General features: G+C 36.0%; 26 protein-coding genes. 19 read left to right on the top strand and 7 right to left on the bottom strand.

Annotated features, from left to right (window positions below; all coding sequences use genetic code 11):
• Positions 1–161: 161 nt before the first annotated feature.
• From MKX78_RS16350 to MKX78_RS16310, 9 genes are all read left to right on the top strand, one after another.
• Positions 162–782, top strand: coding sequence for a helix-turn-helix transcriptional regulator (locus MKX78_RS16350; protein WP_225230375.1), 621 nt, complete (start codon positions 162–164; stop codon positions 780–782).
• A gap of 33 nt (positions 783–815) precedes the next feature.
• Positions 816–1,634 (top strand): pyruvate, water dikinase regulatory protein, encoded by an 819-nt coding sequence (locus MKX78_RS16345; protein ID WP_095372534.1) that lies wholly within the window; start codon positions 816–818, stop codon positions 1,632–1,634.
• A gap of 344 nt (positions 1,635–1,978) precedes the next feature.
• Positions 1,979–2,413, top strand: coding sequence for a YaiI/YqxD family protein (locus MKX78_RS16340; RefSeq protein ID WP_095372535.1), 435 nt, complete (start codon positions 1,979–1,981; stop codon positions 2,411–2,413).
• 44 nt (positions 2,414–2,457) lie between these two features.
• Entirely contained in the window at positions 2,458–4,278 is a 1,821-nt protein-coding gene (gene dnaG / locus MKX78_RS16335) for a DNA primase (RefSeq protein WP_307312872.1), read from the top strand.
• A gap of 122 nt (positions 4,279–4,400) precedes the next feature.
• Positions 4,401–5,528: an RNA polymerase sigma factor RpoD gene (gene rpoD, locus MKX78_RS16330; RefSeq protein WP_095372537.1), complete on the top strand. Its 1,128-nt coding sequence runs from the start codon at positions 4,401–4,403 to the stop codon at positions 5,526–5,528.
• A 418-nt stretch (positions 5,529–5,946) separates the two neighbouring features.
• Positions 5,947–7,086 (top strand): acyl-CoA dehydrogenase family protein, encoded by a 1,140-nt coding sequence (locus tag MKX78_RS16325; RefSeq protein WP_095372538.1) that lies wholly within the window; start codon positions 5,947–5,949, stop codon positions 7,084–7,086.
• Between the two features lie 351 nt (positions 7,087–7,437).
• Positions 7,438–7,791: a cytochrome c550 gene (gene cccA, locus MKX78_RS16320; protein WP_095372539.1), complete on the top strand. Its 354-nt coding sequence runs from the start codon at positions 7,438–7,440 to the stop codon at positions 7,789–7,791.
• An 81-nt stretch (positions 7,792–7,872) separates the two neighbouring features.
• Positions 7,873–8,577 carry a tRNA (adenine(22)-N(1))-methyltransferase gene (locus MKX78_RS16315; RefSeq protein WP_307312877.1) on the top strand — a complete coding sequence of 235 codons (705 nt, stop codon included), beginning with the start codon at positions 7,873–7,875 and terminating at the stop codon, positions 8,575–8,577.
• On the top strand, positions 8,574–9,689 hold the full coding sequence (locus MKX78_RS16310; protein ID WP_095372541.1) for a Nif3-like dinuclear metal center hexameric protein: 1,116 nt from the start codon (positions 8,574–8,576) through the stop codon (positions 9,687–9,689). The genes MKX78_RS16315 and MKX78_RS16310 overlap by 4 nt, the downstream gene beginning before the upstream one ends.
• Positions 9,690–9,733: 44 nt before the next feature.
• On the opposite strand, the gene MKX78_RS16305 is transcribed toward MKX78_RS16310, so the two are convergent.
• Both MKX78_RS16305 and vrrA read right to left on the bottom strand, forming a co-directional pair.
• Positions 9,734–10,690, bottom strand: a complete 957-nt coding sequence (locus MKX78_RS16305; RefSeq protein ID WP_095372542.1) for a 4-hydroxy-3-methylbut-2-enyl diphosphate reductase — start codon at positions 10,688–10,690, stop codon at positions 9,734–9,736.
• Positions 10,691–11,032: 342 nt separating this feature from the next.
• Positions 11,033–11,683, bottom strand: coding sequence for a VrrA/YqfQ family protein (vrrA, locus tag MKX78_RS16300; protein WP_307312878.1), 651 nt, complete (start codon positions 11,681–11,683; stop codon positions 11,033–11,035).
• Positions 11,684–11,903: 220 nt separating this feature from the next.
• Here vrrA and MKX78_RS16295 point away from each other — a divergent pair, with 220 nt between their 5' ends.
• Complete coding sequence (locus tag MKX78_RS16295; protein ID WP_095372543.1) at positions 11,904–13,208, top strand: DEAD/DEAH box helicase; 1,305 nt, start codon at positions 11,904–11,906, stop codon at positions 13,206–13,208.
• 16 nt (positions 13,209–13,224) lie between these two features.
• Positions 13,225–14,118 carry a deoxyribonuclease IV gene (locus MKX78_RS16290; protein ID WP_251163394.1) on the top strand — a complete coding sequence of 298 codons (894 nt, stop codon included), beginning with the start codon at positions 13,225–13,227 and terminating at the stop codon, positions 14,116–14,118.
• Positions 14,119–14,210: 92 nt separating this feature from the next.
• On the opposite strand, the gene MKX78_RS16285 is transcribed toward MKX78_RS16290, so the two are convergent.
• A complete protein-coding gene (locus MKX78_RS16285) occupies positions 14,211–14,468 on the bottom strand; it encodes a DUF2624 domain-containing protein (protein ID WP_095372545.1) in 258 nt (85 codons plus the stop codon).
• A 168-nt stretch (positions 14,469–14,636) separates the two neighbouring features.
• Between MKX78_RS16285 and MKX78_RS16280 the strand changes: the two genes are divergently transcribed.
• From MKX78_RS16280 to MKX78_RS16270, 3 genes are read left to right on the top strand one after another with little or no spacing between them, the layout of a single operon-like run.
• Positions 14,637–15,425, top strand: a complete 789-nt coding sequence (locus MKX78_RS16280) for a metal ABC transporter ATP-binding protein (RefSeq protein ID WP_307312882.1) — start codon at positions 14,637–14,639, stop codon at positions 15,423–15,425.
• On the top strand, positions 15,425–16,273 hold the full coding sequence (locus MKX78_RS16275) for a metal ABC transporter permease (RefSeq protein ID WP_095372547.1): 849 nt from the start codon (positions 15,425–15,427) through the stop codon (positions 16,271–16,273). Before MKX78_RS16280 ends, MKX78_RS16275 begins: the two co-directional genes overlap by 1 nt.
• Positions 16,274–16,297: 24 nt before the next feature.
• The gene (locus tag MKX78_RS16270; RefSeq protein WP_095372548.1) at positions 16,298–16,708 is read left to right on the top strand and encodes a Fur family transcriptional regulator; all 411 of its coding nucleotides are present in this window, start codon (positions 16,298–16,300) and stop codon (positions 16,706–16,708) included.
• Positions 16,709–16,756: 48 nt separating this feature from the next.
• On the opposite strand, the gene MKX78_RS16265 is transcribed toward MKX78_RS16270, so the two are convergent.
• Entirely contained in the window at positions 16,757–17,329 is a 573-nt protein-coding gene (locus MKX78_RS16265; protein WP_095372549.1) for a 5' nucleotidase, NT5C type, read from the bottom strand.
• Between the two features lie 209 nt (positions 17,330–17,538).
• Here MKX78_RS16265 and MKX78_RS16260 point away from each other — a divergent pair, with 209 nt between their 5' ends.
• Positions 17,539–17,913, top strand: a complete 375-nt coding sequence (locus MKX78_RS16260) for a DUF4190 domain-containing protein (protein ID WP_095372550.1) — start codon at positions 17,539–17,541, stop codon at positions 17,911–17,913.
• Positions 17,914–17,960: 47 nt separating this feature from the next.
• Here MKX78_RS16260 and ispG read toward each other — a convergent pair whose 3' ends face one another.
• The 3 genes from ispG to MKX78_RS16245 form a co-directional block, all read right to left on the bottom strand.
• On the bottom strand, positions 17,961–19,070 hold the full coding sequence (gene ispG / locus MKX78_RS16255; protein WP_180317072.1) for a flavodoxin-dependent (E)-4-hydroxy-3-methylbut-2-enyl-diphosphate synthase: 1,110 nt from the start codon (positions 19,068–19,070) through the stop codon (positions 17,961–17,963).
• Positions 19,071–19,195: 125 nt separating this feature from the next.
• Entirely contained in the window at positions 19,196–19,534 is a 339-nt protein-coding gene (locus MKX78_RS16250; RefSeq protein WP_095372552.1) for a hypothetical protein, read from the bottom strand.
• A 121-nt stretch (positions 19,535–19,655) separates the two neighbouring features.
• Positions 19,656–20,438 carry a DUF1189 domain-containing protein gene (locus tag MKX78_RS16245; RefSeq protein WP_307312886.1) on the bottom strand — a complete coding sequence of 261 codons (783 nt, stop codon included), beginning with the start codon at positions 20,436–20,438 and terminating at the stop codon, positions 19,656–19,658.
• A gap of 236 nt (positions 20,439–20,674) precedes the next feature.
• On the opposite strand from MKX78_RS16245, the gene MKX78_RS16240 reads away from it, so the two are divergent.
• The 4 genes from MKX78_RS16240 to MKX78_RS16225 all read left to right on the top strand — a co-directional run bounded on the left by MKX78_RS16240 (position 20,675) and on the right by MKX78_RS16225 (position 25,083).
• Positions 20,675–22,303 (top strand): Na/Pi cotransporter family protein, encoded by a 1,629-nt coding sequence (locus MKX78_RS16240; protein WP_180316948.1) that lies wholly within the window; start codon positions 20,675–20,677, stop codon positions 22,301–22,303.
• 131 nt (positions 22,304–22,434) lie between these two features.
• Entirely contained in the window at positions 22,435–22,917 is a 483-nt protein-coding gene (locus tag MKX78_RS16235; RefSeq protein WP_095372554.1) for a DUF456 domain-containing protein, read from the top strand.
• 110 nt (positions 22,918–23,027) lie between these two features.
• A complete protein-coding gene (locus tag MKX78_RS16230; protein ID WP_095372555.1) occupies positions 23,028–23,636 on the top strand; it encodes a superoxide dismutase in 609 nt (202 codons plus the stop codon).
• 241 nt (positions 23,637–23,877) lie between these two features.
• Positions 23,878–25,083 (top strand): MFS transporter, encoded by a 1,206-nt coding sequence (locus MKX78_RS16225; protein WP_095372556.1) that lies wholly within the window; start codon positions 23,878–23,880, stop codon positions 25,081–25,083.
• The last annotated feature ends 7 nt before the right edge of the window (positions 25,084–25,090 follow it).

Raw genomic sequence — 25,090 nt, 5'->3', positions numbered from 1 at the left:
TTTACTTCAACAAGCAAATTCTTTTCATTTCTGAGAAATAGTATATAATAATTATATAAAAGTATAACCTTATTGCTCGTTCATAATTTGCTTATTTGGGGAAACGTCTACATATGCATAGGTTTACTTAGAAGACGCTCCAACTCAAGGTGGTGAGATCAATGGAACTCAATAAACGGCAGGAAAAAATATTAGAAATAGTGAAAGATAATGGTCCAATTACAGGGGAACATATCGCTGATCAATTACATTTAACAAGAGCTACGCTTCGTCCGGATTTAGCTATTTTAACAATGGCTGGCTATTTAGACGCAAGACCAAGAGTAGGATATTTCTATACAGGAAAAACGGGTGCTCAACTTTTAACTGAGAATATGAAAAAGTTATTTGTGAAGGATTATCAATCAATTCCAGTTGTTATTAGTGAAAATACTTCAGTTTATGATGCCATTGTCACAATGTTTTTAGAGGATGTTGGCACATTATTTGTAGTTGACAAGGACTCTTTACTTGTAGGTGTATTATCTAGAAAAGATTTGTTAAGAGCCAGTATCGGAAAGCAAGAGCTCGGCGCACTACCAGTAAATATCATTATGACGAGGATGCCAAATATCACAATGTGTAAGAAAGAAGACTTACTTATTGATGTAGCGCAACAACTCATTGATAAGCAAATTGATGGTATGCCCGTTGTGAAGGAAGCTGATAAAGGCTTTGAGGTTATTGGAAGAATAACAAAAACTAATTTAACAAAAGCATTTGTTGCACTAGCGGGTGAATAAGTAAAGCTCAAATAAGGAGTTGATTATGCTAGTATGGGTAATATGCCAATTATTTATGTAGTTTCTGATTCTGTTGGTGAAACGGCTGAGCTTGTCATAAAGGCGGCTGCAAGTCAGTTCAATAATGGGGATGTAAGAATTAAACGTTTTCCATACGTCGAGGAACAAGCTCATATCGATGAAGTGGTCGCTTTAGCTAAACTCGACAAAGGATTCATAGCATATACGTTAGTGAAGCCACATATACGTAATTATATGCTTGAAACAGCTAAAAAAGAAAATATCTTCGCCTACGATATTATCGGGCCGATAATGGATCAAATTCAAAATAATTATGGAAATGAACCATTGTATGAACCGGGTGTAGTGAGGAAATTAGATGATGATTACTTCAAGAAGATAGAAGCAATTGAATTTGCCGTTAAATATGATGATGGTAGAGATCCTAGGGGGATTTTAAAGGCTGATATCGTTTTAATAGGGGTCTCTCGGACATCGAAAACACCATTATCACAATATTTAGCTCATAAAAGGTTAAAAGTGGCGAATGTGCCGCTTGTACCAGAAGTCGACCCTCCTGAAGAGTTATTCCTCGTACCAAAAGAGAAGTGTTTTGGTTTGAAGATTAGCCCGGAAAAATTAAATCATATTAGAAGAGAAAGGCTTATTTCTTTAGGACTTAGTGATAGCGCAAGTTATGCAAATATAGAAAGAATTAAAGATGAGATTTCATATTTTGATCGCATTGTAAATCAGATAGGTTGTTCAGTGATTGATGTAACAAACAAAGCGGTTGAAGAAACAGCAAATCTTGTACTGGATCATTATCGTAAAAATCTTTTAAAGGATTAGCACATAATGTAATTGATTATGTGCCTTTTCTTTGTACATTCCAGATTAAAATGTATGCCATTGCCATTTTGCTGCATAAATAGGCTAGCGCTAGTAGAAACATTCTATATAAAACATATGTCTGGAAATTATCTATTTTATATATTATAATAAAAAATCGTGATAAAAAATGATAAAATAGGTTTAGACTTGACTTTTAACGAATAAACTATTTATTGGGAGAAGTCAAGGGAATTATATAAAAAAAATTCGACAATCCTTCCATTATAAAGAAATTTCTTTATAAGGAGGAAATACTGGAGTGATGTAGAATTATAAGAACATCAGACGAACCAACCATCTTAGTGGATGCGGATGCCTGTCCGGTTAAGCAGGAAATTGTCGAATTGGCCAATATTCATTCGGTTGCTTACAAGTTCATTGCATCCTATGCACATATGAAAACAGAGTATCGCTCAGATGAGTGGACATTCGTGGATTCCAGTAAAGAAGCTGTCGACTTATATATCCAAAATTACTCCAAACGAGGAGATGTGGTAATTACCCAGGATATAGGTCTTGCTTCTACACTCCTGTTAAATGGTGTTCATGTTTTATCGCCAAGGGGTAATGTATATGAGGAAGGTCATATTCATACAGCATTAGATATGCGATACCTATCGGCGAAAGCACGGCGTCAAGGTGTTTATGGAAAAGGACCTAAACCGTTCAAGGAAGAAGACCGACAGCGATTTAAGAAAGAACTGACAAAAATATTGTCGAAAATTGAAGGATTTTAGCTTTTTTTCTAGAATACTTCTTTATGTAGTGGGGAGTTGTCGTTATGGCAGAACGTATTCCTGAAGAAAAGATTGATCAAATTCGAAATTCAGTTGATATTGTTGATGTTATTGGAGATTATGTGAATTTAACGAAGCAAGGCCGAAATTATTTTGGACTTTGCCCTTTTCATGGAGAGAATACACCATCATTTTCCGTATCTCCTGATAAGCAAATTTATCATTGCTTTGGTTGTCATGCAGGAGGAAACGCTTTTTCATTCTTAATGGATTTAGAAGGTTTTTCTTTTCAAGAAGCTGTTGTCAACTTAGCAGAGAAAGCAAATATCCCTCTTGATATTGACGTTTCTTCACATGACAAAAACGTGAAACAGTCACCTGAATTGCAACAAATGTATGATGCGCATGAATTATTATGTAAATTCTACCATCATTTACTAGTAAACACAAAGGATGGTCAAGAAGCGTTAGAATACCTTTTAAAACGTGGATTTACAATGGAGTCAATTGAGAAGTATAAAATTGGCTATTCACTAAATTCATGGGACTTTGTCTGTAAATTTTTGCAGAAAAGAAAATTTCCCTTGGATCTCATGGAAAGAGCAGGTTTATTAATCAAAAGAGAGAGAGATGGTAACTTTTTTGATCGATTTCGCCATCGTATCATGTTTCCTATCCATAATGAAAAAGGGAATATTATTGCTTTTTCAGGAAGATCATTGGGGGAAGAAGACCCAAAATATTTAAATAGTCCTGAAACGGCCATTTTCAATAAGAGCAAAACGGTCTTTAATTTTAATCGAGCAAAGAAGCACATTAAAAAAGAGCAAAGAGCTGTTCTCTTTGAAGGATTTGCTGATGTCATTGCTGCTGATGCGGCTGGCGTCATTAATGGAATTGCTACGATGGGTACTTCGCTTACAGATGAACATGTACAATTAATTCGAAAAAGTACTGACCATGTGACGATCTGCTATGATGGGGATACAGCAGGAATTCAAGCAGCCAATCGTGCCTTAGATATGCTTCAATCAGTCGGTTGTAATGTGCGAATTGCTTGGCTTCCGGAAGAGCTTGACCCTGATGATTATATAAAGGAATATGGCGCAGAAAAGTTTAAAAATGAGGTTATTGAGGCTAGTCTTACTTATATGTCCTTTAAAATGAGATATTTAAGACTAGGAAAAAGGTTGAATGATGAAGGAGAACGGCTTCGTTATATAGAAGAAGTACTAACAGAAATCAGTCGTCTAACGAAAGCAGTAGAAAGAGATCATTATTTAAGACAAATGGCTAGCGAATTTTCGCTTTCATTAGATGCCCTACAACAGCAACAAAAACAAATATTTTATTCAATGCAAAAAAATACAAAAAATCAGCCACAGTCATTACCACAAGAACCGTTTTTATTACAACAAAAGTCAAATAATGTATTACGGCCAGCTTTTCAAAATGCTGAGCGTATGTTGTTGGCTCATATGATGAATAATCACGATATTACATTGAAGGTTCAGGAAATGTTAAGTGGCAATGAATTTAATGTGGATGAGCACCAAGCGATTTATACTTATCTTCTTGCATATTATGAAAGTGGTCATGTGCCTGATACAAGTAACTTTATGCAATTTATAAAAGACAAAGAGTTGCGGCATATTGTAGCAGATATTGTGATGATGCCTGTCAATGAAGATTTTACTGAAAAGGAATTATCTGATTATATTAAGCATGTGTTAAATCATCAAAAGATGATTAAAATAAAAGAAAAAATTCATGATGAAAAAGAAGCAGAACGTCAAAAGGACTATGCCAAAGCGGCATTAATTGCGATGGAGATTCTACAATTAAGAAAATCATTAGAAAAGTGATAATCTCTCATCGTGTTAATTATATTATAGACTGCATAAGCAAAAGCAAATGATTACCATAATAACCATTTAAGTGTTATGCTGTCCCAGAGGTTTGTGATTTTTTGGAAGGAGGGGGACAAATGGCTGAAAAATCGGCCCGTTCGAAAGAGGTTGAAACAGAATTGACCCTAGAACAAGCAAAAGAGCAGATTTTAGAAACAGGAAAGAAGACAGGTGTTCTCGCCTATGATGATATAGCAGAAAGATTGTCTCATTATGAGTTGGATTCTCATCAAATGGATGAGTTCTATGAATTCCTTGGTGATCAAGGTGTGGAACTAGTTGGTGATAATGATGACGATGCAGATCCCAATGCGCAAGAATTAGCAAAAAATGAAGAGGAATTTGATTTAAATGATTTAAGCGTACCTCCTGGAGTAAAAATTAACGACCCTGTAAGAATGTATTTAAAGGAAATTGGTCGTGTCGACCTACTAACAGCAGAAGAAGAGATTTCACTTGCAAATAAAATTGAGCAAGGCGACGAAGAAGCGAAGCGTCGTTTAGCGGAGGCTAACCTACGTCTCGTTGTAAGTATTGCCAAGCGATATGTCGGTCGTGGCATGCTGTTTTTAGATTTGATCCAGGAAGGGAATATGGGTCTTATAAAAGCAGTAGAGAAATTTGACTATCGTAAAGGTTTTAAATTTAGTACTTATGCAACATGGTGGATACGTCAAGCAATTACAAGAGCAATAGCTGACCAAGCAAGAACCATTCGAATTCCGGTTCACATGGTTGAAACAATTAATAAGTTAATTCGTGTTCAGCGCCAATTGCTACAAGACTTGGGCCGTGAACCTTCTCCAGAAGAAATTGCTGAAGACATGGATCTAACACCAGATAAAGTACGAGAAATTTTAAAAATTGCTCAAGAGCCAGTCTCATTAGAAACACCGATTGGTGAAGAGGATGATTCTCATCTTGGAGATTTCATAGAAGACCAAGACGCTACTTCTCCATCTGAGCATGCTGCCTACGAGCTGTTAAAAGAGCAGTTAGAAGATGTACTCGACACTTTAACAGACCGTGAAGAAAATGTACTTCGTCTTCGCTTTGGACTAGATGATGGAAGAACAAGGACGCTAGAAGAGGTTGGAAAGGTCTTTGGCGTCACGAGAGAAAGGATTCGTCAAATTGAAGCGAAAGCCCTTCGAAAATTAAGACATCCTAGCAGAAGTAAAAGACTGAAAGACTTTTTAGAATAGAATTCAATTCATGATAGTTTACTCTAAATGGGTAAGCTATCTTTTTTTAGTGCAATATTCACTTCTAGTGGTGTGGATAATTCCTTTATTTGTATATGATACCATATATTAATAAATAAACAAATGTACGGTAATATCCATACTTATATTTACAATTTATTTTACTGAATAGTTAATTATATTGCAAATTACTTTTTGTAAAAAATTCTTAAATTATTTATTATTTAGATAATTATTACTATATTGAGAAACAAAACATGAGAGTCATAAAGCGATTTTATTTAGTTCTAATGTTTAAATCATTATTGAAACATAACTATGTACAATTTTAAATTTTTTAAATCTTGAGAATATTAGAGAGGTGATTATATAATAGGAATTGAAAGCGTATTCAAAAGTCATAAGAAGGAGGATTTATATGAATTTTGACCTTACATCTGAACAAAAGATGATTTTTAAAACGATTAAAGAGTTTGCAATGGAAGAAGTGGAACCTGGTGCATTGGAAAGAGACCGAACGAAAGAATTTCCATTGGAAGTGTTCAAGAAATTATCAGACCTGGGTATGATGGGCTTACCCTTTTCGGAAGAATATGGCGGTGGTGGAGCCGATACAATTAGTTTTGCAATCGTAACTGAAGAATTAAGTAAAGCATGCGCCTCAACAGGTATAACGTATTCGGCCCACATATCTTTGGGTGGCGCACCTCTGTCATTATTTGGTACCGAAGAACAAAAACATAAGTATTTAACACCTATTTGTACCGGTGAGAGTCTTGGTGCATTTGGTTTAACTGAACCGAATGCTGGCTCCGATGCTGGTGGGACAAGAACAACAGCAGTAGAAGAGAACGGGGAATATATCATCAATGGGAATAAGTGCTATATCACGAATGCGAGTTATGCAAAACATTTAGCCTTAACAGCTATCACTAGTATGAATGGTACGGATAAAGAAATTAGTGCGATTATTGTTCCTACCGATGCCAACGGGTTCACTGTATTGGATAATTATGAGAAGATGGGACTTAATGCATCTAATACGACTGAATTGATATTAGAAGACGTGCGCGTACCGACTGAGCACTTGCTCGGTAAAAAGGGTGATGGATTTAAGCAATTTTTAATCACTCTTGACGGAGGAAGAATTGGCATTGGTGCCATGGCAGTGGGCATTGCCCAAGCAGCATATGAGAAGGCGCTAAAGTATGCTAAAGAACGTGAACAATTTAGTAGAAAGTTATCTCATTTTCAAGCTATACAATTCAAACTAGCTGATATGGCGATGAAAATTGAATTGGCGAGAAATATGGTTTATAAAGCAGCTTGGTTAAAAGATCAAGGAAAACCGTTTTCCAAAGAAGCGGCAATGTGTAAGTTATATGCATCTGAGATTTGTATGGAAATCGCTGATCAGGCCGTTCAAATTCATGGTGGTTATGGCTATATGAAAGAATATCATGTAGAAAGATATATGCGTGATGGTAAGTTAACAGAAATTGGAGAAGGAACTTCAGAAATACAACGTATGGTGATTGCCAGACAGATTGGTTGTTAATAGGAGTATATTTTTTGCATTAAAGGAAAATGCTATCTAAGAATGGTTAGAGAGGGTGAATCTTTAGAGACTTTACGTGTATAAAATTACCCAAAACTATTTTTTAGATAGTTTTTCTTTTAAACAATACATGTTATACATAAAATATTTTTAAGGAATGAAAAGGGGTAAAATGGTAAAAAAATAAATGATAGGAAGTAAACTTTTTTGCCAGTTTATTAAAATAATTTTGAATTGCTGATAACAAATTCGTTTTAGGGCTTTTCCAATAGCGTTTTTTACAGTAAAATAGAGATTGTTTGTATATACTTACTTATATTGTGAAGTTCTTACATAAGGGAGGTTTAAACATTGAATCGTAATCCGTTAATACCGTTCGCTCTTATTGCTATCCTTGGGATTGGCGCAATGTTCCTTGTTTCATTTAAAGGATTAGGTGATCACAAAGAACTGACAAGTGAAGGGGACGAGGAAGCAACAGAAGAGGTAGCAGCGTCACCGGAGGAAATTTATCAACAATCTTGTATTGGCTGTCATGGTGACCAATATCAAGGTGGTGTAGGACCCGCACTAACGGGTGTTGGCGAGAGACTTTCAGAAGAAGAAATCGTTGATGTATTAACAAATGGTAAAGGTGCAATGCCAGGGGGACTTGTCTCTGGTAAAGAGCAAGAAATGGCTGAATGGTTAATGACATTGGAATAAACGAGTAAGTCCTTTGCATATGCAAGGGACTTTTTTTATACTATAATCAGAACTTAATACATAGAAGTGGTGGAAAAACGAATGAACACAAATCAATTATCTAATCGATTAAGAACAGTTGCTCAATATATACCAAAAGGTTCGAAAATAGCCGATATTGGCTCAGATCATGCTTACCTACCTTGTTATGCTGTTAAACAAGGGATTGCAAAAGAAGCGATTGCTGGTGAGGTTGTGGAAGGACCGTTTCAATCAGCGTTAGCACAAGTAAAAGCAGATAAATTAGAAGACAAAATCTCCGTGAGAAAAGGAAATGGACTTTCTGTTTTAACGGACGATGAAGTAGATGTAATAACAATTGCCGGTATGGGCGGAACATTGATTGCGTCCATTTTGGAAGAAGGTTCAGATCGCTTAGGTGGAGTAAAACGATTAATTCTCCAACCTAATATTAGTAGCATCTCTATCAGACTTTGGCTGCGTGAAAACGGATGGGCGTTAATAAATGAAGAAATAATCGAAGAAGATGAAAAAATTTATGAGATCTTAATCGCTGAGAAAGGCGATATCAATCGAGGATACGACGATTTAGAAGAAGGTCTTTTGTTAGGACCGTATTTATTACTTGAAAAATCGGCAGTTTTTATTAAAAAATGGAAACATGAACGAAAGAATTGGGAGAGAATAATTAGTCAAATCCAAGCAGCAAAATCATCAAATGAAAATAATGAAAAAATAGTTGCTTTACAGAAGAAAATAGCTATTGTTGGAGGGGTATTATCTTGAAGAAAGCAAATGGACATGAAATCATTCAATTATTTGAACAGTTTTCACCAAAAGCCTACGCAATGGAAGGAGATCCTATTGGGTTACAAATCGGTAGCTTGAACCAAAAAGTAAGCAAAGTAATGGTTGCACTTGATGTGTTAGAGGAAGTGGTTGATGAAGCAATTGACCAAGGTGTTAACTTAATTATTGCACACCATCCACCGATTTTCCGTCCTTTAAAGAAATTAGACAGTGATACACCTGCAGGAAGAATCTATACAAAATTAATTAAGCATGATATAGCCGTTTATGCAGCTCATACGAATTTGGATGTTGCTAATGGTGGTGTAAATGATTTATTAGCAACTGCACTTCAGATGAAAAATACAGAAGTCCTTGTACCAACATATGAAATACCTTTAATGAAACTTGCTGTTTATGTACCTGTAGAGAACGAGGAAGCAGTCAAGCAAGCTTTAGGTAATGCTGGTGCAGGTGCATTAGGTGATTATAGTCATTGTAGTTTTTCAAGTGAAGGGAATGGACAATTTTTACCAAGTAAGGGAGCAAATCCTCATATTGGCCAACCGGGTACACTTGAAAAGGTGAAAGAAAATAAAATTGAAGTAATATTCCCATCTAATTTAGAGAAGAAAGTTATCAAAGCAATGCTTGCGGCTCATCCATATGAAGAGGTGGCCTATGATCTTTATCCATTAGCTAATCAAGGAGAAGTTCTCGGACTCGGTAGAATAGGTGAAATTAAGGAAATGACCTTAGCACAGTTTGCAGAGCATGTGAAGGCGGTGTTGGATGTGCCTAGCGTGCGTGTGGTAGGAGATTTACAATCAGTTGTGAAAAAAGTAGCCGTTCTTGGAGGAGATGGCAATAAATATTATGCAAAAGCGAAGATGAAAGGTGCAGACGTTTACGTTACGGGAGATATGTATTATCATGTTGCGCATGATGCGATGCAAGCTGGTTTAAATATTATTGACCCTGGTCATAATGTCGAAAAAGTGATGAAATCAGGTGTTGCAGAATATATGAAGAAAAAATGTGCTGAAAAAGGGTTAGAGGTGGAGTTTATTGCTTCTAAAGTACATACGGATCCCTTTACATTTGTATAATTGAAGATAGAAAAAGCCATCTCCATTTGGAGATGGCTTTTTGCTTACTTTTGTACAACTTTTGGCTTTTTTATTTTTGGAAGAATTTTAGATAATGGTACTTTCTTTTCTGTAAGCCAAGTTGATTCTTCTTTTGGATCATACTGTTCAATAAAAGAAATCACTTCTTTTGTAATTGGTGTTGGTGTAGAGGCACCGGCCGTTACTGCAACCGTTTGAGCATCCTTAATCCAATCTAAATTAAGCTCGGAAATATCGCCAATACGGTAGGCTTTTGTGCCAGCAATTTCTTCGGAAACTTGAGCAAGCCTGTTCGAGTTATTACTTTTCGGATCCCCAACAACGATAAGGACATCTGCAGCCCCTGCTTGCTCTGCAACCGCTTCTTGACGTACTTGAGTAGCAAGACAAATTTCTTTATGAAATTCAGCTTGAGGATATTTCTCTTTGATTTCTTCCATGATATCGCCGACATCCCACTGGCTCATGGTTGTTTGATTTGTAACAAGAATTTTTTCATTTGTTAGTGTTAACGCTTGAACATCGTCAATCGTTTCAACTAAGTGAACGATCTCAGGTGCAACCCCAACCGCTCCTTCAGGTTCAGGATGTCCCTTTTTACCAATATATATAATTTGATAATTTTCGTCTTTCTTCTGACGAATTAAATCATGCGTGCTACTCACATCCGGGCAGGTAGCATCTAAAGTTACTAACCCTTTTTCTTTAGCTCTTTCTCGAATTTTAGGTGATACACCATGTGCTGTGAAGATAACCGTACCGCTTTGGACTTGGTCTAAAATATCGTCACGGTTTTTCCCATCTAAAGTAATAATGCCTTCTTCTTCAAATGCATCAGTCACGTGTTTGTTATGGACAATCATGCCAAGGATATAAATTGGCCTCGGTAAGGTTTTATCGAGTGATGCGTTTTTAGCAATCACCATTGCGTCTACTACACCATAGCAGTAGCCCCTTGGTGATATTTTGATGACGTTCATTGAATATCCTCCCTATATCTGAAACATATATTTTGTGTTATATAATTTTAAATAAAACATTGGATGAATGAAATTACTCATCTCTTCTAATCTATTATATAAGACATAAAGCAATAACACAAAAAGGAGAATTTATAAAAGAAATCCACGGTGATTTAAGCTCAATTCTATTGTTCCGTAAGGACGAATGAAAATAAGACAATGAAGGTGATAGGATAGATACACTTTGCATATTGGTACTTAAGAGATGACTATAACAATTTTTTTAATTCACTTAATGAAGGAAATGAGCGACTTAAATAAAATAAAAACTCGCCAAAATGGCGAGCGCTAAGCACATGATTAAACATACAGTTTCGGTACAGACTGACCACCAGCTTTTTTAGGGGGTTGTTGAGTTGGCTGGTCTTCTAAAGACTTCATAGTGACTGATGTCTCTTTTTTAGTTTTCGTTACTGACATAGTAGGATGACTATCCTTTATCGGAGATGGTGAGCTAGATTCATTTTCTTCTTCTTTTTCTTCCGTTGTTGAACTCATATTCTTAAGACCGCGATAAAGCTTCCACATTGAAGGGATATTTTTAACCATTGGACCGTACTGTTGAACCATTGGACCGATTTGCCCTGCAGTATTTAAGAATTTTTGTGTATTTGTTAAAAAACCGCTGATATTTGTTGGGTTTGTTAGCGTTTGGAGAATGCCTGCTCCACCAGCGGCTCTAGATTCTGTGGCAGCATTAGTAGCAGTGTTAACGGCTGCCTGCGCACCGGAACCACCTCTACCACCAAGAATTTTGGATAATAGACCTCCACTTCTTGAAGATCCGTTATTTCTCATGCCACCATTATTTCTTGGTTGTGTTGGTCCGTATGGAGTCATACCGGGTGGAAATGGTGGCCTACCTGATAAGTTTTGCATCATTTGTGGTGTTTGGTGTGGTGGTGGGAAGCCTGGTCTCTGCCCTCGATTTGGTCCCATTCCTGGATACATCACATCTCCTCCTCTCAAAAGGGGATTTTACTTTCATTGTATGCAAAAAGGAGAAATGGGTTTATCTTTAATAAAAGGATAAGAAGGAATAACAAGTATAACTGGTTATTTACCTGGAATTTTATTATAATAATATGATGGAGTAAATGTTTGCGATTTTAAGTGATCATGTGTGCAAGTACTTATGATCATTTCATAACGATAATGAGGAGTTAAAAAAATGAATGAAACAAGATTTGAAAGGTATGAGTTTAAACCTTTTATTATAGAAGCAGTAAAGAAGTTAGGGTTTTATGAACCAACAGATATACAGGAAAGATTAATACCGACTGTCTTAAAAGGGGAAAGTGCCATTGGTCAATCCCAGACAGGTACAGGTAAAACACACGCTTATATTCTGCCAATGGTTGAAAAACTTCAAACAAATAAAAAAGGTGTACAAGCAATTATCACTGCACCAACTAGAGAGCTAGCCAACCAAATTTATCAAGAGGTTTTAAAAATCACGAGCCATAGTGAAGATGCTATCGCAGTTAAGCTCTTTATCGGTGGTACAGATAAACAAAGAACAATTGAAAAGCTTAAAACGCAACCGCAAATAGTTGTTGGTACACCGGGAAGAATTAATGATTTAGTGAAAGAGCAGGCATTGCTTATCCATACTGCTTCATTATTAGTTGTGGATGAGGCGGACTTAATGTTGGATATGGGCTTCTTGGAAGATGTTGACCAAATCGCTTCACATATGCAAGAGAAATTGCAAATGCTTGTGTTTTCAGCTACGATCCCAGAGAAGCTTAAACCATTTTTGAAAAAATATATGGAAAACCCAAAATATGTTCATGTAGAGCCGAAGCAACCAACCGCAGCTAAAATTGAACATCAATTATTACCTTCAAGACACCGCAACAAAGTAAATCTTGTGTTTGATGCTTTACAGTCTTTTAACCCGTATTTAGCCATCGTGTTTACGAATACGAAGAAAAAGGCAGATGAAGTCGCGGATGGTTTAATGGCTAAAGGCTTGAAAGTCGGAAGAATTCACGGAGATTTGAACCCACGAGAACGAAAGAAAATGATGAAGCAAATCGTTGATCTCGAATTCCAATATATCGTAGCAACTGATTTAGCTGCTAGGGGTATTGATATTAAAGGAATTAGTCACGTAATTAACTACGAATTACCTACAGACTTAGATTTTTATATTCATCGTGTAGGTAGAACAGCGAGAGCAGGCACTTCAGGTATTGCCTTAACGATTTATGATCCAACAGATGAAGACGCATTAAATAAATTAGAGAAGATGGGCGTTACTTTTACTCATATTGATTTTGTTAAAGGAAATTGGGTAAAACTTGACGATCGTAATAAAAGAAAAAACAGACAACGTCAAACAGATGAGATTGATAAAAAAGCTAGTTCACTTGTACAAAAACCGAAAAAAGTAAAACCAGGATACAAAAGAAAGCGCAAATGGGAAATGGAAAAGATAAAGAAGAGAGAAAGAAGGATTAAAAGAAAATAAGAGAGAGGGATATTGTATGTTGAAAATCGGATCCCATGTTTCGATGAGCGGAAAAAAAATGTTGTTAGCAGCCAGTGAAGAAGCAGCTTCTTACGGGGCGAATACATTTATGATTTACACAGGTGCTCCCCAAAACACGAGAAGAAAGAAAATAGAAGATTTAAATATAGAAGCAGGCCTAGCTCATATGAAGGAAAATGGCATAAGTGATATTGTTGTTCATGCCCCTTATATTATTAATATAGGGAATACAACGAACCCAGCTACATTCGAATTAGGAGTGAATTTTCTACGTTCTGAAATCGATCGTACAGAAGCGCTTGGGGCAAAGCAAATTGTCTTGCATCCTGGTGCACATGTCGGAGCAGGTGCAGAAAACGGTATTGCAAGGATTATTGAAGGTTTAAATGAAGTACTAAATGGGGATGAAAATGTGCAAATCGCGCTTGAAACAATGGCTGGAAAAGGGTCAGAATGTGGAAGAGATTTTGAAGAACTAGCGAAAATTATTGATGGTGTAACTCATAATGAACATTTATCTGTTTGTTTTGATACTTGTCATACTCATGATGCTGGATATGATATTGTTAATGACTTTGATGGTGTATTAAATGAATTTGATAAAATCATTGGTATCGATCGATTAAAGGTTCTTCATATTAATGATAGTAAAAACATTCAGGGAGCTAGGAAAGACCGCCATGAAAATATTGGATTTGGTCATATCGGTTTTAAGGCACTAAACAACATTGTTCATCATCCACAACTTACGACAATACCGAAAATCTTAGAAACACCTTATGTTGGCGAGGACAAGAAAAATAAGAAACCGCCATATCAATTCGAAATTAATATGTTGCGTAAAGAAGCGTTTAATGAAAATCTTTTAGAAGATATTTTAGCACAATAAAAAAGCATGGAGGAGAGGGATCCTCTATGCTTCTTCTTTGCCCTTCTAATGGTCTGTTAAAATCGTAGATGTTAATGGCACTTGTAATCGACTTAAGAATTGGTAAACATAAGAAATATTTGATTGACTGACTTTGCCGTGTCTACACCTGCAATATTGGCAATTTCTTTGACAAGTTTCTTTCGTTCATTTTCATTAAAGATATTCACCTTTTTACCGCGAAGATATTGGGCGATTTGCTCCGCTTCTGAGCGGCTAACTGAGATATTAAATTGTTTTCCATACTTTAATAATTCATCTGCAGTAATGTGATTGACTTTGTGATTAATGATGTTCTCAAAGATTTTCATGTGCATCACTCCTCATTAAACTGTATGCACCTGTGCAGAAAAATTTGCCTATTTTTCTACAAAAATTGATGAAACAAGCCCCATTTCACTCCTTTACAAGGTTAGGAACTTCATGTATACTACTCTTTGTACTAAATCGTAATGATTCTTAAAACGAAGGTGAATAAGATGGAAACACTGCAAGAGCCAGTGATTAAAATAGAGGATGTTTCCTTTAGATATGAAAAGAATAATGTATTAGAGCGGGTAAATTTAATTGTAAATGAAGGAGACTTCTTAGCCATTGTTGGTCCAAATGGTTCTGGAAAATCAACACTTCTCAAGTTAATATTGAACTTATTAAAATTACAAAATGGGAAAATCACTCTTTTCGGGGAAGAAATGAATCAATTTAAGGACAGGCAAAAAATTGGCTTTGTTTCGCAAAAGGCAAATTCATTTAATACAGGTTTTCCGGCAACGGTATTTGAGGTTGTTGCTAGTGGGTTAACAAAAAAGCTGGGACTATTTAAATGGATGAAAAAGGAAGATAGGCGTCATGTTATCGATGCTATAGATTCTGTTGGATTACGCGAATATGAAATGAGTAATGTGGGAGAGTTATCTGGAGGTCAGCAACAACGGGTGTTTATTGCAAGAGCGTTAGTTAGTGAGCCTAAATTACTTATATTAGATGAACCGACTGTTGGTGTTGATGCACAACATGTGCAATCATTTTATCATATGCTTGAAGATCTGAATAAAAACCGTGGCATTACGCTTTTACTGGTTACACATGATATAGGGACAGTTTCTGAGCGGGTATCACATGTTGCATGTATGAATAAAACTCTTCATTTCCACGGGAAAACAGAGGAATTTGAGCGTCTTGATAAAGCTGAAATGTCGACGTTTTATGGACATGACGTTCATATCTTATCCCATGATCATCACCACCATCATGAAGGGGTGAGATGATGATTGCTGCTATATTTGAATATGAGTTTTTACAAAATGCTTTTTTAACTGGTATGATTATTGGTATTATTGCCCCTTTACTTGGTGTGTATATTGTAGTCAGGCGGTTATCATTGATAGCAGATGCGCTTAGTCATGTAACGTTAGCTGGGATTGCAGCAAGTTTATTACTTGAAAAGAAACTAACCGGTTTTAGCGGAGTCAATCCTGTTTATATGGGGATGGCTTTTTCCGTTACAGGATCTGTGTTTATAGAAAAGTTAAGGTCTGTATACAAGCATTATCAGGAGCTTGCCATTCCTATTATACTTTCTGGGGGAACCGGTCTAAGTGTAATATTTATTTCACTCGCTGATGGCTTCAATTCAGATCTGTTTGGTTACCTTTTTGGTAGCGTTAGTGCAGTAAGTAGAGAAGATCTATGGCTTATTATCATCATTTCGGTGATTATTATAGCCATTATTGTTTCTTTATATAAAGAACTATTCTTATTATCTTTTGATGAGGAGCATGCGCAAGCATCTGGTATTCCAGTAAAAATTGTTCATTTTATTTTTATTGTGATGGTGGCACTCGTTATCGCTTCATCTATGCGTATCGTTGGAATTCTCCTCGTATCCGCACTTATGACTTTACCGGTTGCTGCGAGTATGCGGATTGCAAAGGGCTTTAAGCAAACGATTTTATTGTCAGTTATTTTTGGGGAAGTGTCAGTACTTGGCGGTTTATTTTTAGCATATTACTTAGATCTTGCTCCTGGAGGAACCATTGTGATCATTGCTGTGTTAATATTATTAGTAACGATACTTTTAAAGAAAGTAAAGACATCTAGACCAGCTAAAGTATAATTGCAAAAAAAGGGTGAATCAGTCATGAATGTGAGTGGAGCATTAGAACTGTTGAAAAATCGAGGCTATAAGCATACAGGCAAGAGAGAAGAAATGCTTGCACTATTTGCGGATAGTAATAAGTACTTAACGGCAAGAGAAGTCTTAGAGGAAATGAAACCAGATTATCCGGGCTTGAGCTTTGATACCATTTATCGTAATTTATCGTTGTTTGTGGACTTAGATATTCTTGAGATGACCGAGTTATCTGGTGAAAAACATTTTCGGTTTACTTGTTCTCATGAACATCATCATCATCATTTTATCTGTCTGGATTGTGGAAAAACAAAAGAAATAGAAACTTGTCCGATGAATACTCTGGCAGAAAACTTAAAAGGATATGATGTTTCTGGGCATAAATTTGAAATTTACGGAAAATGCCCAGAATGTTGTTAATTGGAAAAACCCCTCATATGAGGGGTTTTTTATGTGAAGATAGTAAGATTACACAGATACTTTTAACCAATTCTCAACCCATGTGGCTGCTTCCTTCCAGCTTGTCACCCGTTTTACGCCGTCTGGAGTCGGTAAGCGGTTATAGGGTGTATCGAACAATATGACGGGAATTTGACACGCCTCATGGATCATAACAGCATTATCATGTTTATCTTCGAAGAATATGTCAATATCATATTGTTTAGCTGCTGAGACTTTATCATGAGAGCCAATAAGATCAATATGATCAAAAGTAATGCCATTCTGTATGAACCAATTTTCAGTTACGCTCATCAAATGAGTTGAGCGTGCACTAATAAAAAATAGTTCATGTTCTTCTTTCCATTGTGTTAATATTGTTTTTGCGTTAGGTACAATGGTTGACTGGCGGTAAATTTCCGGTTCATTTTCTTTAAACCATTGATCGAATGCTTGAGGTTCTATATCTACAAGCGGATACAAGTCATATTGCTTTATGTCTTCTAAAGTAAGTTGTAAACCAAATGCTTTGTTCATAAAAGGAATCATTGCCGCTGGACTCGTGACAGTTCCATCGATATCAATTCCGAATCGTTTTTTCATTTCATTGCTCTCCTTTAAAACTTGAACATTTAACCGTTCACTTCATTTTATCTCTACTTCCTAATTTTAGCTGAAACTTTTCATTATATAAACCATAAAAGCCTTTTTGTTGCTAGAAAATCTTAACACAAGTAAAAGTGTAACGCTTGTTAATAATAATAAATGCTCCACCACAGAAAAAGTGGATACCATTAAAGCGAGGGATCATGATGGCAGATCAGATGCGTAAATATGATGAAGATCAGCTTCGTCGTGACAGAGTTGATGAGAACCAGTATGAAGTCTCAAGCGATTATTCAGAAGAAACTGCAGCCGAAATTGCTGCTCCTGTAACTTATGATGAGGACAGGGGAAGGGATATTGACGATAGAAAAGGAACGCGTAGTGGTGGCCGAGGAGTAGGTATTACTGCTTTAGTATTATCAATCCTTTCACTATTCATTATGCCGATATTTCTTGGAGCTGCAGGGATCGTACTTGGTATTGTTGCAAATAGCAAAGGAGCTAGAGGATTTGGCACTTGGGCGATTGGTATCGGTATAGTATCGCTCTTAGTAGGGATTTTTATTATGCCATTCTTTTAAATAATGAACAACAAGCGCCTAGGAGTATCCCTAGGCGCTTTGTTTATTTAAACTGTTTCTTTGGCGTTTTCTTCTTCTTCTTTTTGTTTTGCAAAGTACTCTTCAGCTATTTTATCAATTTCAATCTTTAATTCATCGACCATTGTATCTTCTGGTACTTTGCGGACAATTTTCCCTTTGCGGAATAATAAACCTTCACCTCGTGCTCCAGCAATGCCAATGTCAGCTTCTCTTGCTTCACCAGGGCCGTTAACGGCACAGCCCAAAACAGCGACTTTAATTGGTGCTTTAATTGTTGAAATATATTCTTCAACTTCATTCGCGATACTAATTAAGTCGATTTCGATACGACCACAAGTCGGACAAGAAATGAGTGTCGCAGCATTCGATGATAAACCGTATACTTTTAACAGCTCTCTAGCCACTTTTACTTCTTCAACTGGATCAGCACTTAATGAAATTCTTAACGTATTTCCGATACCTTTATGAAGAATTGCGCCTAAGCCAGCTGCACTTTTTACTGTACCGGCAAATAATGTTCCGGATTCAGTAATCCCTAAGTGTAGAGGATAATCAAAAGCTTGAGCTGCTTTTTCATAAGCTTCAATCGCTAAATTGACATCTGACGCTTTCATGGAGACGATAATATCATGGAAGTCTAGGTCTTCCAGGATTTTAATATGGTGAAGTGCACTTTCAACCATTCCGTCTGCTGTAGGATAGCCGTATTTTTCTAAAATGCGTTTTTCTAATGAACCTGCATTTACACCAATACGAATAGGAATACCTTTCGCTTTAGCAGCTTTTACAACAGCTTCCACTTTTTCGCGTTTTCCAATATTACCTGGGTTAATTCTAATCTTGTCAGCTCCACCTTCAATGGCTTTTAAAGCTAACTTATAATCAAAATGGATATCAACGACAAGTGGAATATCGATTTGTTTTTTTATATCAGCAATCGCATTAGCTGCCCTTTCATCTGGACATGCTACGCGAACAACTTGGCATCCTGCTTCTTCTAATCGTTTAATTTGCGCAACGGTTGCTTCTACATCATGAGTTTTCGTTGTAGTCATACTTTGAATAAATAATTCATTACTTCCGCCAATGGTTAGCGGTCCCACTTTTACCGGACGAGTTTTCGTACGATGTATCATTTCACTCAATGGAGATTCGCTCCTTTATATATAAAAAATATATTTGAACTTCTCAATGTAAGCTCTTATCATCAACTATTGTATCAATGAAGTGATTGAATTGACAAGAAATAGATGCTAAGCATTTAGTTTTCATTATTATATGAAGGAAATTTATAGGTATTGCCGTATTGAATTTCTTCAGGCTTTATTCCGTTATTTAATGTGCTGAAATCTTCAGCAATAACATTAATTGGAAGATTTTCGATGTTCATATTTTGCTGCTCAATAATGGATAGAACGGTATCTCCCCGATTCACTTCTTTTTCGAAATAAGTAAGGCCTACCTCTTGTTCGCCTTTTTCTAAATTTGTGACCTCTGCGACAACGGGTGCAATATGTTTAGGGAGAGTTCCTTTGGAAAGATCGACGTATACAGCAAATGCAATGATAATAATTAAGATGAAGGCTGAAATTCTTCTCATATTTACAAGCTCCCGTCATTATAGAATAATCATTATCATACTTATGCATGTACATATCTAATTAGAACAGATTATGTATAAAAAAACTGCAGACGGTATAGGCGTCTACAGTATGATTCCATTATTGTTCAGGTATTTCCTTTTTCTGATGAGGTATTTCTTTGATGGCTAACATGAGAATGATGATGGATATTAACCAGTTAATAAGTGCTCCATTTGGAACAACGGTTTGTAGTGTGTCCATGATAATAAAAAATACTGTTGATAACGTGATACTATAAGCGGCTATTCGCCACATGTAGCGATAAGGAAGTGTCTTCTGAACAATTCTCACAATCATTATACCGATTAAGGCAATAATGGAAATTTCTATTAAGCGCATGGCTACAGAAAATAAATACAGTACAATAGCGAAGATACTAATTAAAATGATTAACCAAGAATCTGCCGTTTGTATTAATTCAATAACGGTTGATTTATCAATATTGATATCACCGAGCATACTATAGCTATAGGATTGTTGATTGTTTCCGCTAATGAACACCAATTCGTCTTGTAGAATGGCAATGGTATCATTTGTTTGTAATATTTCATCTTTCTTTACAATATTATTAGAGTCAAAAATAATGGTCACACCATCATTCTCAACAGTAATAGGTGCTGTTTCATTTGCTTGTAATGTCCCATTAGCAATCTCAAATTCAGGCAAATCATCCATTATTGTTGATTCCATTGATTGTACACCATTGAAGACGGATGTACTGAGAAAAAAAATAGTGGGGATAATGGATAGGAAAGTGAGAAAAAAAACATAACCTATAGTCTTTCCTATACCCTGCTGACGAAATGTTGCAATGTCTTTTGGAGAATAAATGCTTCTTATAAATTGTTTGAAGATATTCAAAAATTTTCCACGTCCTTACTTGTCATTATTCTACTTATTTTAACGACAATACTTTCGTCATACAAGAATAATAAGTTTTTTGAATAATTAATCCTTTGTCATCTAATTGTAACATAAGGGAAAAATATTAAAGGTTTGTAAATTTAACCGTTACACTATTTACATTAATAGAGAAAGCTTTAATAATAGTGTGGGGTTTACATTAGTGTTGAAATACTTTCTAGGGGTTGAAAAGCTTGGAATTAGATATTCAAAAGATGATATTTGAGTTTGTCGGTGGATTAGGTATCTTCCTTCTCGGAATTAAAACGATGGGAGATGGTCTACAAAAGTCAGCTGGAGATCGTCTTAGAGATATTTTGGATAGATTCACCACAAATCCATTAATGGGTGTACTAGCAGGAATGTTAGTAACGATGCTTATTCAAAGTAGTTCTGCAACGACGGTGTTAACAGTAGGATTAGTTAGCGCTGGATTTATGAATCTACGTCAAGCGATAGGCGTAATTATGGGTGCGAATATTGGGACAACCTTTACAGCGTTTATAATTGGTCTAGATATTGGTGAATATGCGTTGCCAATCCTAGCGATTGGGGTATTATGCTTAGTCTTCTTTAAAAATAACCGTATGCAAAACATTGGGTCTATTATATTTGGTTTTGGGGCATTGTTTTATGGATTAGAGTTAATGGGCGGTGGTATGAAACCGTTAAGTAACTTACAAAGCTTTCATGACTTGACAGTTAGTATGAGTGAGATTCCAGTATTAGGTGTTCTTGTGGGAACTGTGCTTACAGTAATTGTGCAAAGCTCAAGTGCGACAATTGGAATATTGCAAGGCCTATTTTCTGAGGGGTTAATTAACTTAGATGCAGCTCTTCCAGTTTTATTTGGAGATAATATTGGTACAACGATAACTGCCGTATTAGCTTCACTTGGGGCTACAGTTGCAGCTAAACGAGCAGCGCTAGTTCACGTAACGTTTAATTTAATTGGAGCTACCATCTTTTTAATATTACTTCATCCTTTTACTTTATTGGTTGAAATGTTCCAAGCGAATCTTGGACTGAATCCAGAGCTGACAATTGCGTTCGCTCATGGAACATTTAATATTACTAACACGTTGATTCAACTGCCATTTGTGGCTGTTCTGGCCTATATTGTGACGAAGCTTATTCCGGGTGAAGATACAGTGATTGAGCAAAAAGCCAAACATTTAGATGCTGTTTTTATTCAGCAATCGCCATCAATTGCTCTTGGACAAGCAAAAGAAGAGGTACTTCGAATGGGTCAATTTGCTGTTGAAGGATTAAATGAGACACGATCATTTTTAATAGATGGTTCTCCTAAACATGGTGAAAAAGCTTATCAAATCGAAAGTGCGATAAACAATCTGGATAGACAAATTACAGATTATCTTATTCAGCTTTCTAGAAGTTCTTTATCTAATAGCGAATCGGCTGAACATACGGTTCTAATGGATACGATTAGAGATATTGAAAGAATGGGTGACCATTTCGAAAATATCGTTGAATTAATGGATTATAAGAAAGCCAATAAGGTAAGTATTACGGAATCCGCTATGAAAGATTTAGATGATATGTTCCAATTAACGATCTCTACGGTTTCTGAAGCATTAGAAGCGCTAGATCATAATGATAAAGAAGCAGCACAACATGTTGTACAAAAAGAAGATCAAATAGATAAAATGGAGCGTAAATTACGTAAACAACATATCATTCGCTTAAGTGAAGGAGTATGTTCTGGACAAGCAGGGATTGTATATGTGGATATCTTAAGTAATCTAGAACGAATCGGTGATCATGCAGTTAATATTGCAGAGGCTGTATTAGGCGAAGATTGAGTATTATAAAGAGGTAAGGGTTGGTTCCTTACCTCTTTTTTTAAAATCTTTCGATGGAAAAGATAACATTTTAATGTTTTAATTATGGCGAGACTATGAGAAGTTTTTGTTATGAATAGGAGGGAACGGTTATGGATATTTTAGCTTGGGCACTCATTATCATCTTATTTGTTATAGCTTTTATCGGATTGATTTATCCAATTATCCCGAGTGTACTTTTTATTGCCGCTGGCTTTATTGTTTATGGATTATTCTATTCCTTTGAACCTTTTGGTGTACTGTTTTGGTCCATTCAAATTTTATTTGTAATATTACTATTTGGTGCCGACTATATCTCTAATATGGTTGGTGTGAAAAAATATGGTGGGACAAAAGCTGGAATATGGGGAAGCACTATTGGAATACTAGTAGGTCCTTTTGTTATCCCGGTGGCAGGTATATTACTTGGACCAATAGTCGGGGCAATTATCGCAGAATTAATTGTACATCGTCGCCCATTTAAGGAAGCGGTCTTAGTTGGATTTGGGTCACTTGTAGGATTCATAAGTAGCATCATTACTAAAGGAATTGTTCAAGTAGTGATGATTATCTATTTCTTATTTGTTGTTCTATAAAAAAATTAATTTTTATGTTTGATTCTATGGCAAAGTGGTATAGAAAATATAAGAAGACATTTTAATGATGTCTGCATATGATTATATTTTTTAGTAGGAGGAATGTTTACATGGCTTATGAACTACCGAAATTACCGTATGCTTATGATGCTTTAGAACCACATATCGACAAGGAAACAATGAATATCCATCATACGAAACACCATAATACTTATGTAACTAACTTGAACAATGCAATTGAAGGAAAAAGTGCATACGCATCGAAAAGTGTAGAAGAATTAATTACCCATATAAATGATATTCCTGAAGATATCCGTACAGCTGTCAGGAATAATGGCGGTGGACATGCCAACCATTCTTTATTCTGGGAAGTTCTTTCACCAAATGGAGGGGGTACACCAACAGGCGATTTAGGAGATGCGATAGCTAGTAAATTTGGTAGCTTTGACGACTTCAAGGATGAATTTGCTAAAGCAGCTACTGGTCGCTTCGGATCGGGTTGGGCATGGTTAGTTGTTGATAATGGAGAATTAGCCATAACGAGCACACCTAATCAAGACTCGCCATTAATGGAAGGCAAAACACCCCTTCTTGGGCTAGATGTTTGGGAACATGCTTATTATTTAAACTATCAAAACAAACGTCCTGAATATATAAAAGCGTTTTGGAATGTTGTCAATTGGGACGAAGTAGGCAGAAGATATCAAGAAGCGAAGTAAAAGCCAAAATAAATCTATAATCTTAAAAAAAGCGCTATTCATTGGAATAGTGCTTTTTTACATTGCTGTCTAATAAATGTCACTCTTTCCTAATGTATGGGCTTTGATTGTCTAACCATAATTGTTCTTTGTAAGAAGACCAAGTGACATGAAATATTTTTTCAATGAGGATCTTCCTTTTCTTGCATAACTCCATCGTTTTTGAAGGAGACTATTTGTAGAATCGAAGGGGAGTTTTTTTATGAGTAAATTGCAGAGAGTGATTGGAAATATTGAGCCGACCAGAGACCTTGTTTTGTTGCTGCTAATTGGAGGATTATATTCCTTAAGTATTGCGTTATCCAATACTTTTGTGAATATTTTTTTGTGGAAGCAATCTGGTGAATACGTGGATTTAGGCTTATATAACCTCGCTGCTGTTGTTCTGCAACCTATTGCATTTATTATTGCGGGCAAATGGGCGAAAAAAGTAGATCGTGTCATTGTTCTAAGGTTAGGGGTTATATTTCTTGCCTTCTTTTATATTTCTGTGCTTCTTGTAGGGGATAAAGCGTCGTCATATCTCCTTTTATTAGGTTCTTTATTAGGTATAGGTTCTGGTTTTTATTGGCTTGCGTTTAATGTATTAACATTTGAAATAACCGATCCAGAAAATCGAGACTTTTTTAATGGTTTTCTCGGGTTACTTTCATCATTTGGTGGTATGATTGGTCCTATTTCTGCCGGTTTAATTATTTCAAAAATGAAGGCTTATACTGGTTATTCAGTCATATTTGGAATTTCATTAGCATTATTCGCGATTGCCGTATTTTTAAGCTTTTCTATTAAAAGGCGTCCAGCAAATGGAAAATATTTTTTTAAGCGGATTATAGAAGAACGAAAGTATAATAAGAATTGGAAGAGGATTACAAATGCTCATTTTTTCCAAGGGTTTCGTGAAGGCACATATGCGTTTGTCGTTTCTGTCTTTGTGTTTATAGCTACGGGGAGCGAATTAGCACTTGGTACATTCGGATTATTAAATTCAGGTATCGCATTAGTTTGTTATTATATTGCTTCAAGATGGATTAAGAAAGAGCATAGGAAAAGAGCAGTGTTAGCTGGAGGTGTGTTATTATTTCTGTCAATTTTCCTGTTAGTATTTCATATAACCTACGTTAATCTTTTGCTCTATGCGGCATTAATTGCAATCGCTTATCCTTTATTACTCGTTCCTTATTCTTCAATGACTTATGATGTAATAGGCACAGCCTGGAAAGCGGCAGAAATGAGAATTGAATATATTGTTGTAAGGGAATTATTCTTGAACATCGGTAGAATATTATCTTTGTTGTTCTTTATAGTGGGTGTAATCTATTTTGATGATCATGTGATCTTGCCGATATTGCTAGTAATATTAGGGATTGGGCATAGTATGATCTATTTCTTTATAAAGAATATCGAATGATGTGAAA

The organism is Cytobacillus sp. FSL R5-0569, from assembly GCF_038007265.1.
GTDB classification, from domain to species: domain Bacteria; phylum Bacillota; class Bacilli; order Bacillales; family Cytobacillaceae; genus Cytobacillus; species Cytobacillus kochii.
This window is presented reverse-complemented; position numbering and strand designations above follow the sequence as displayed.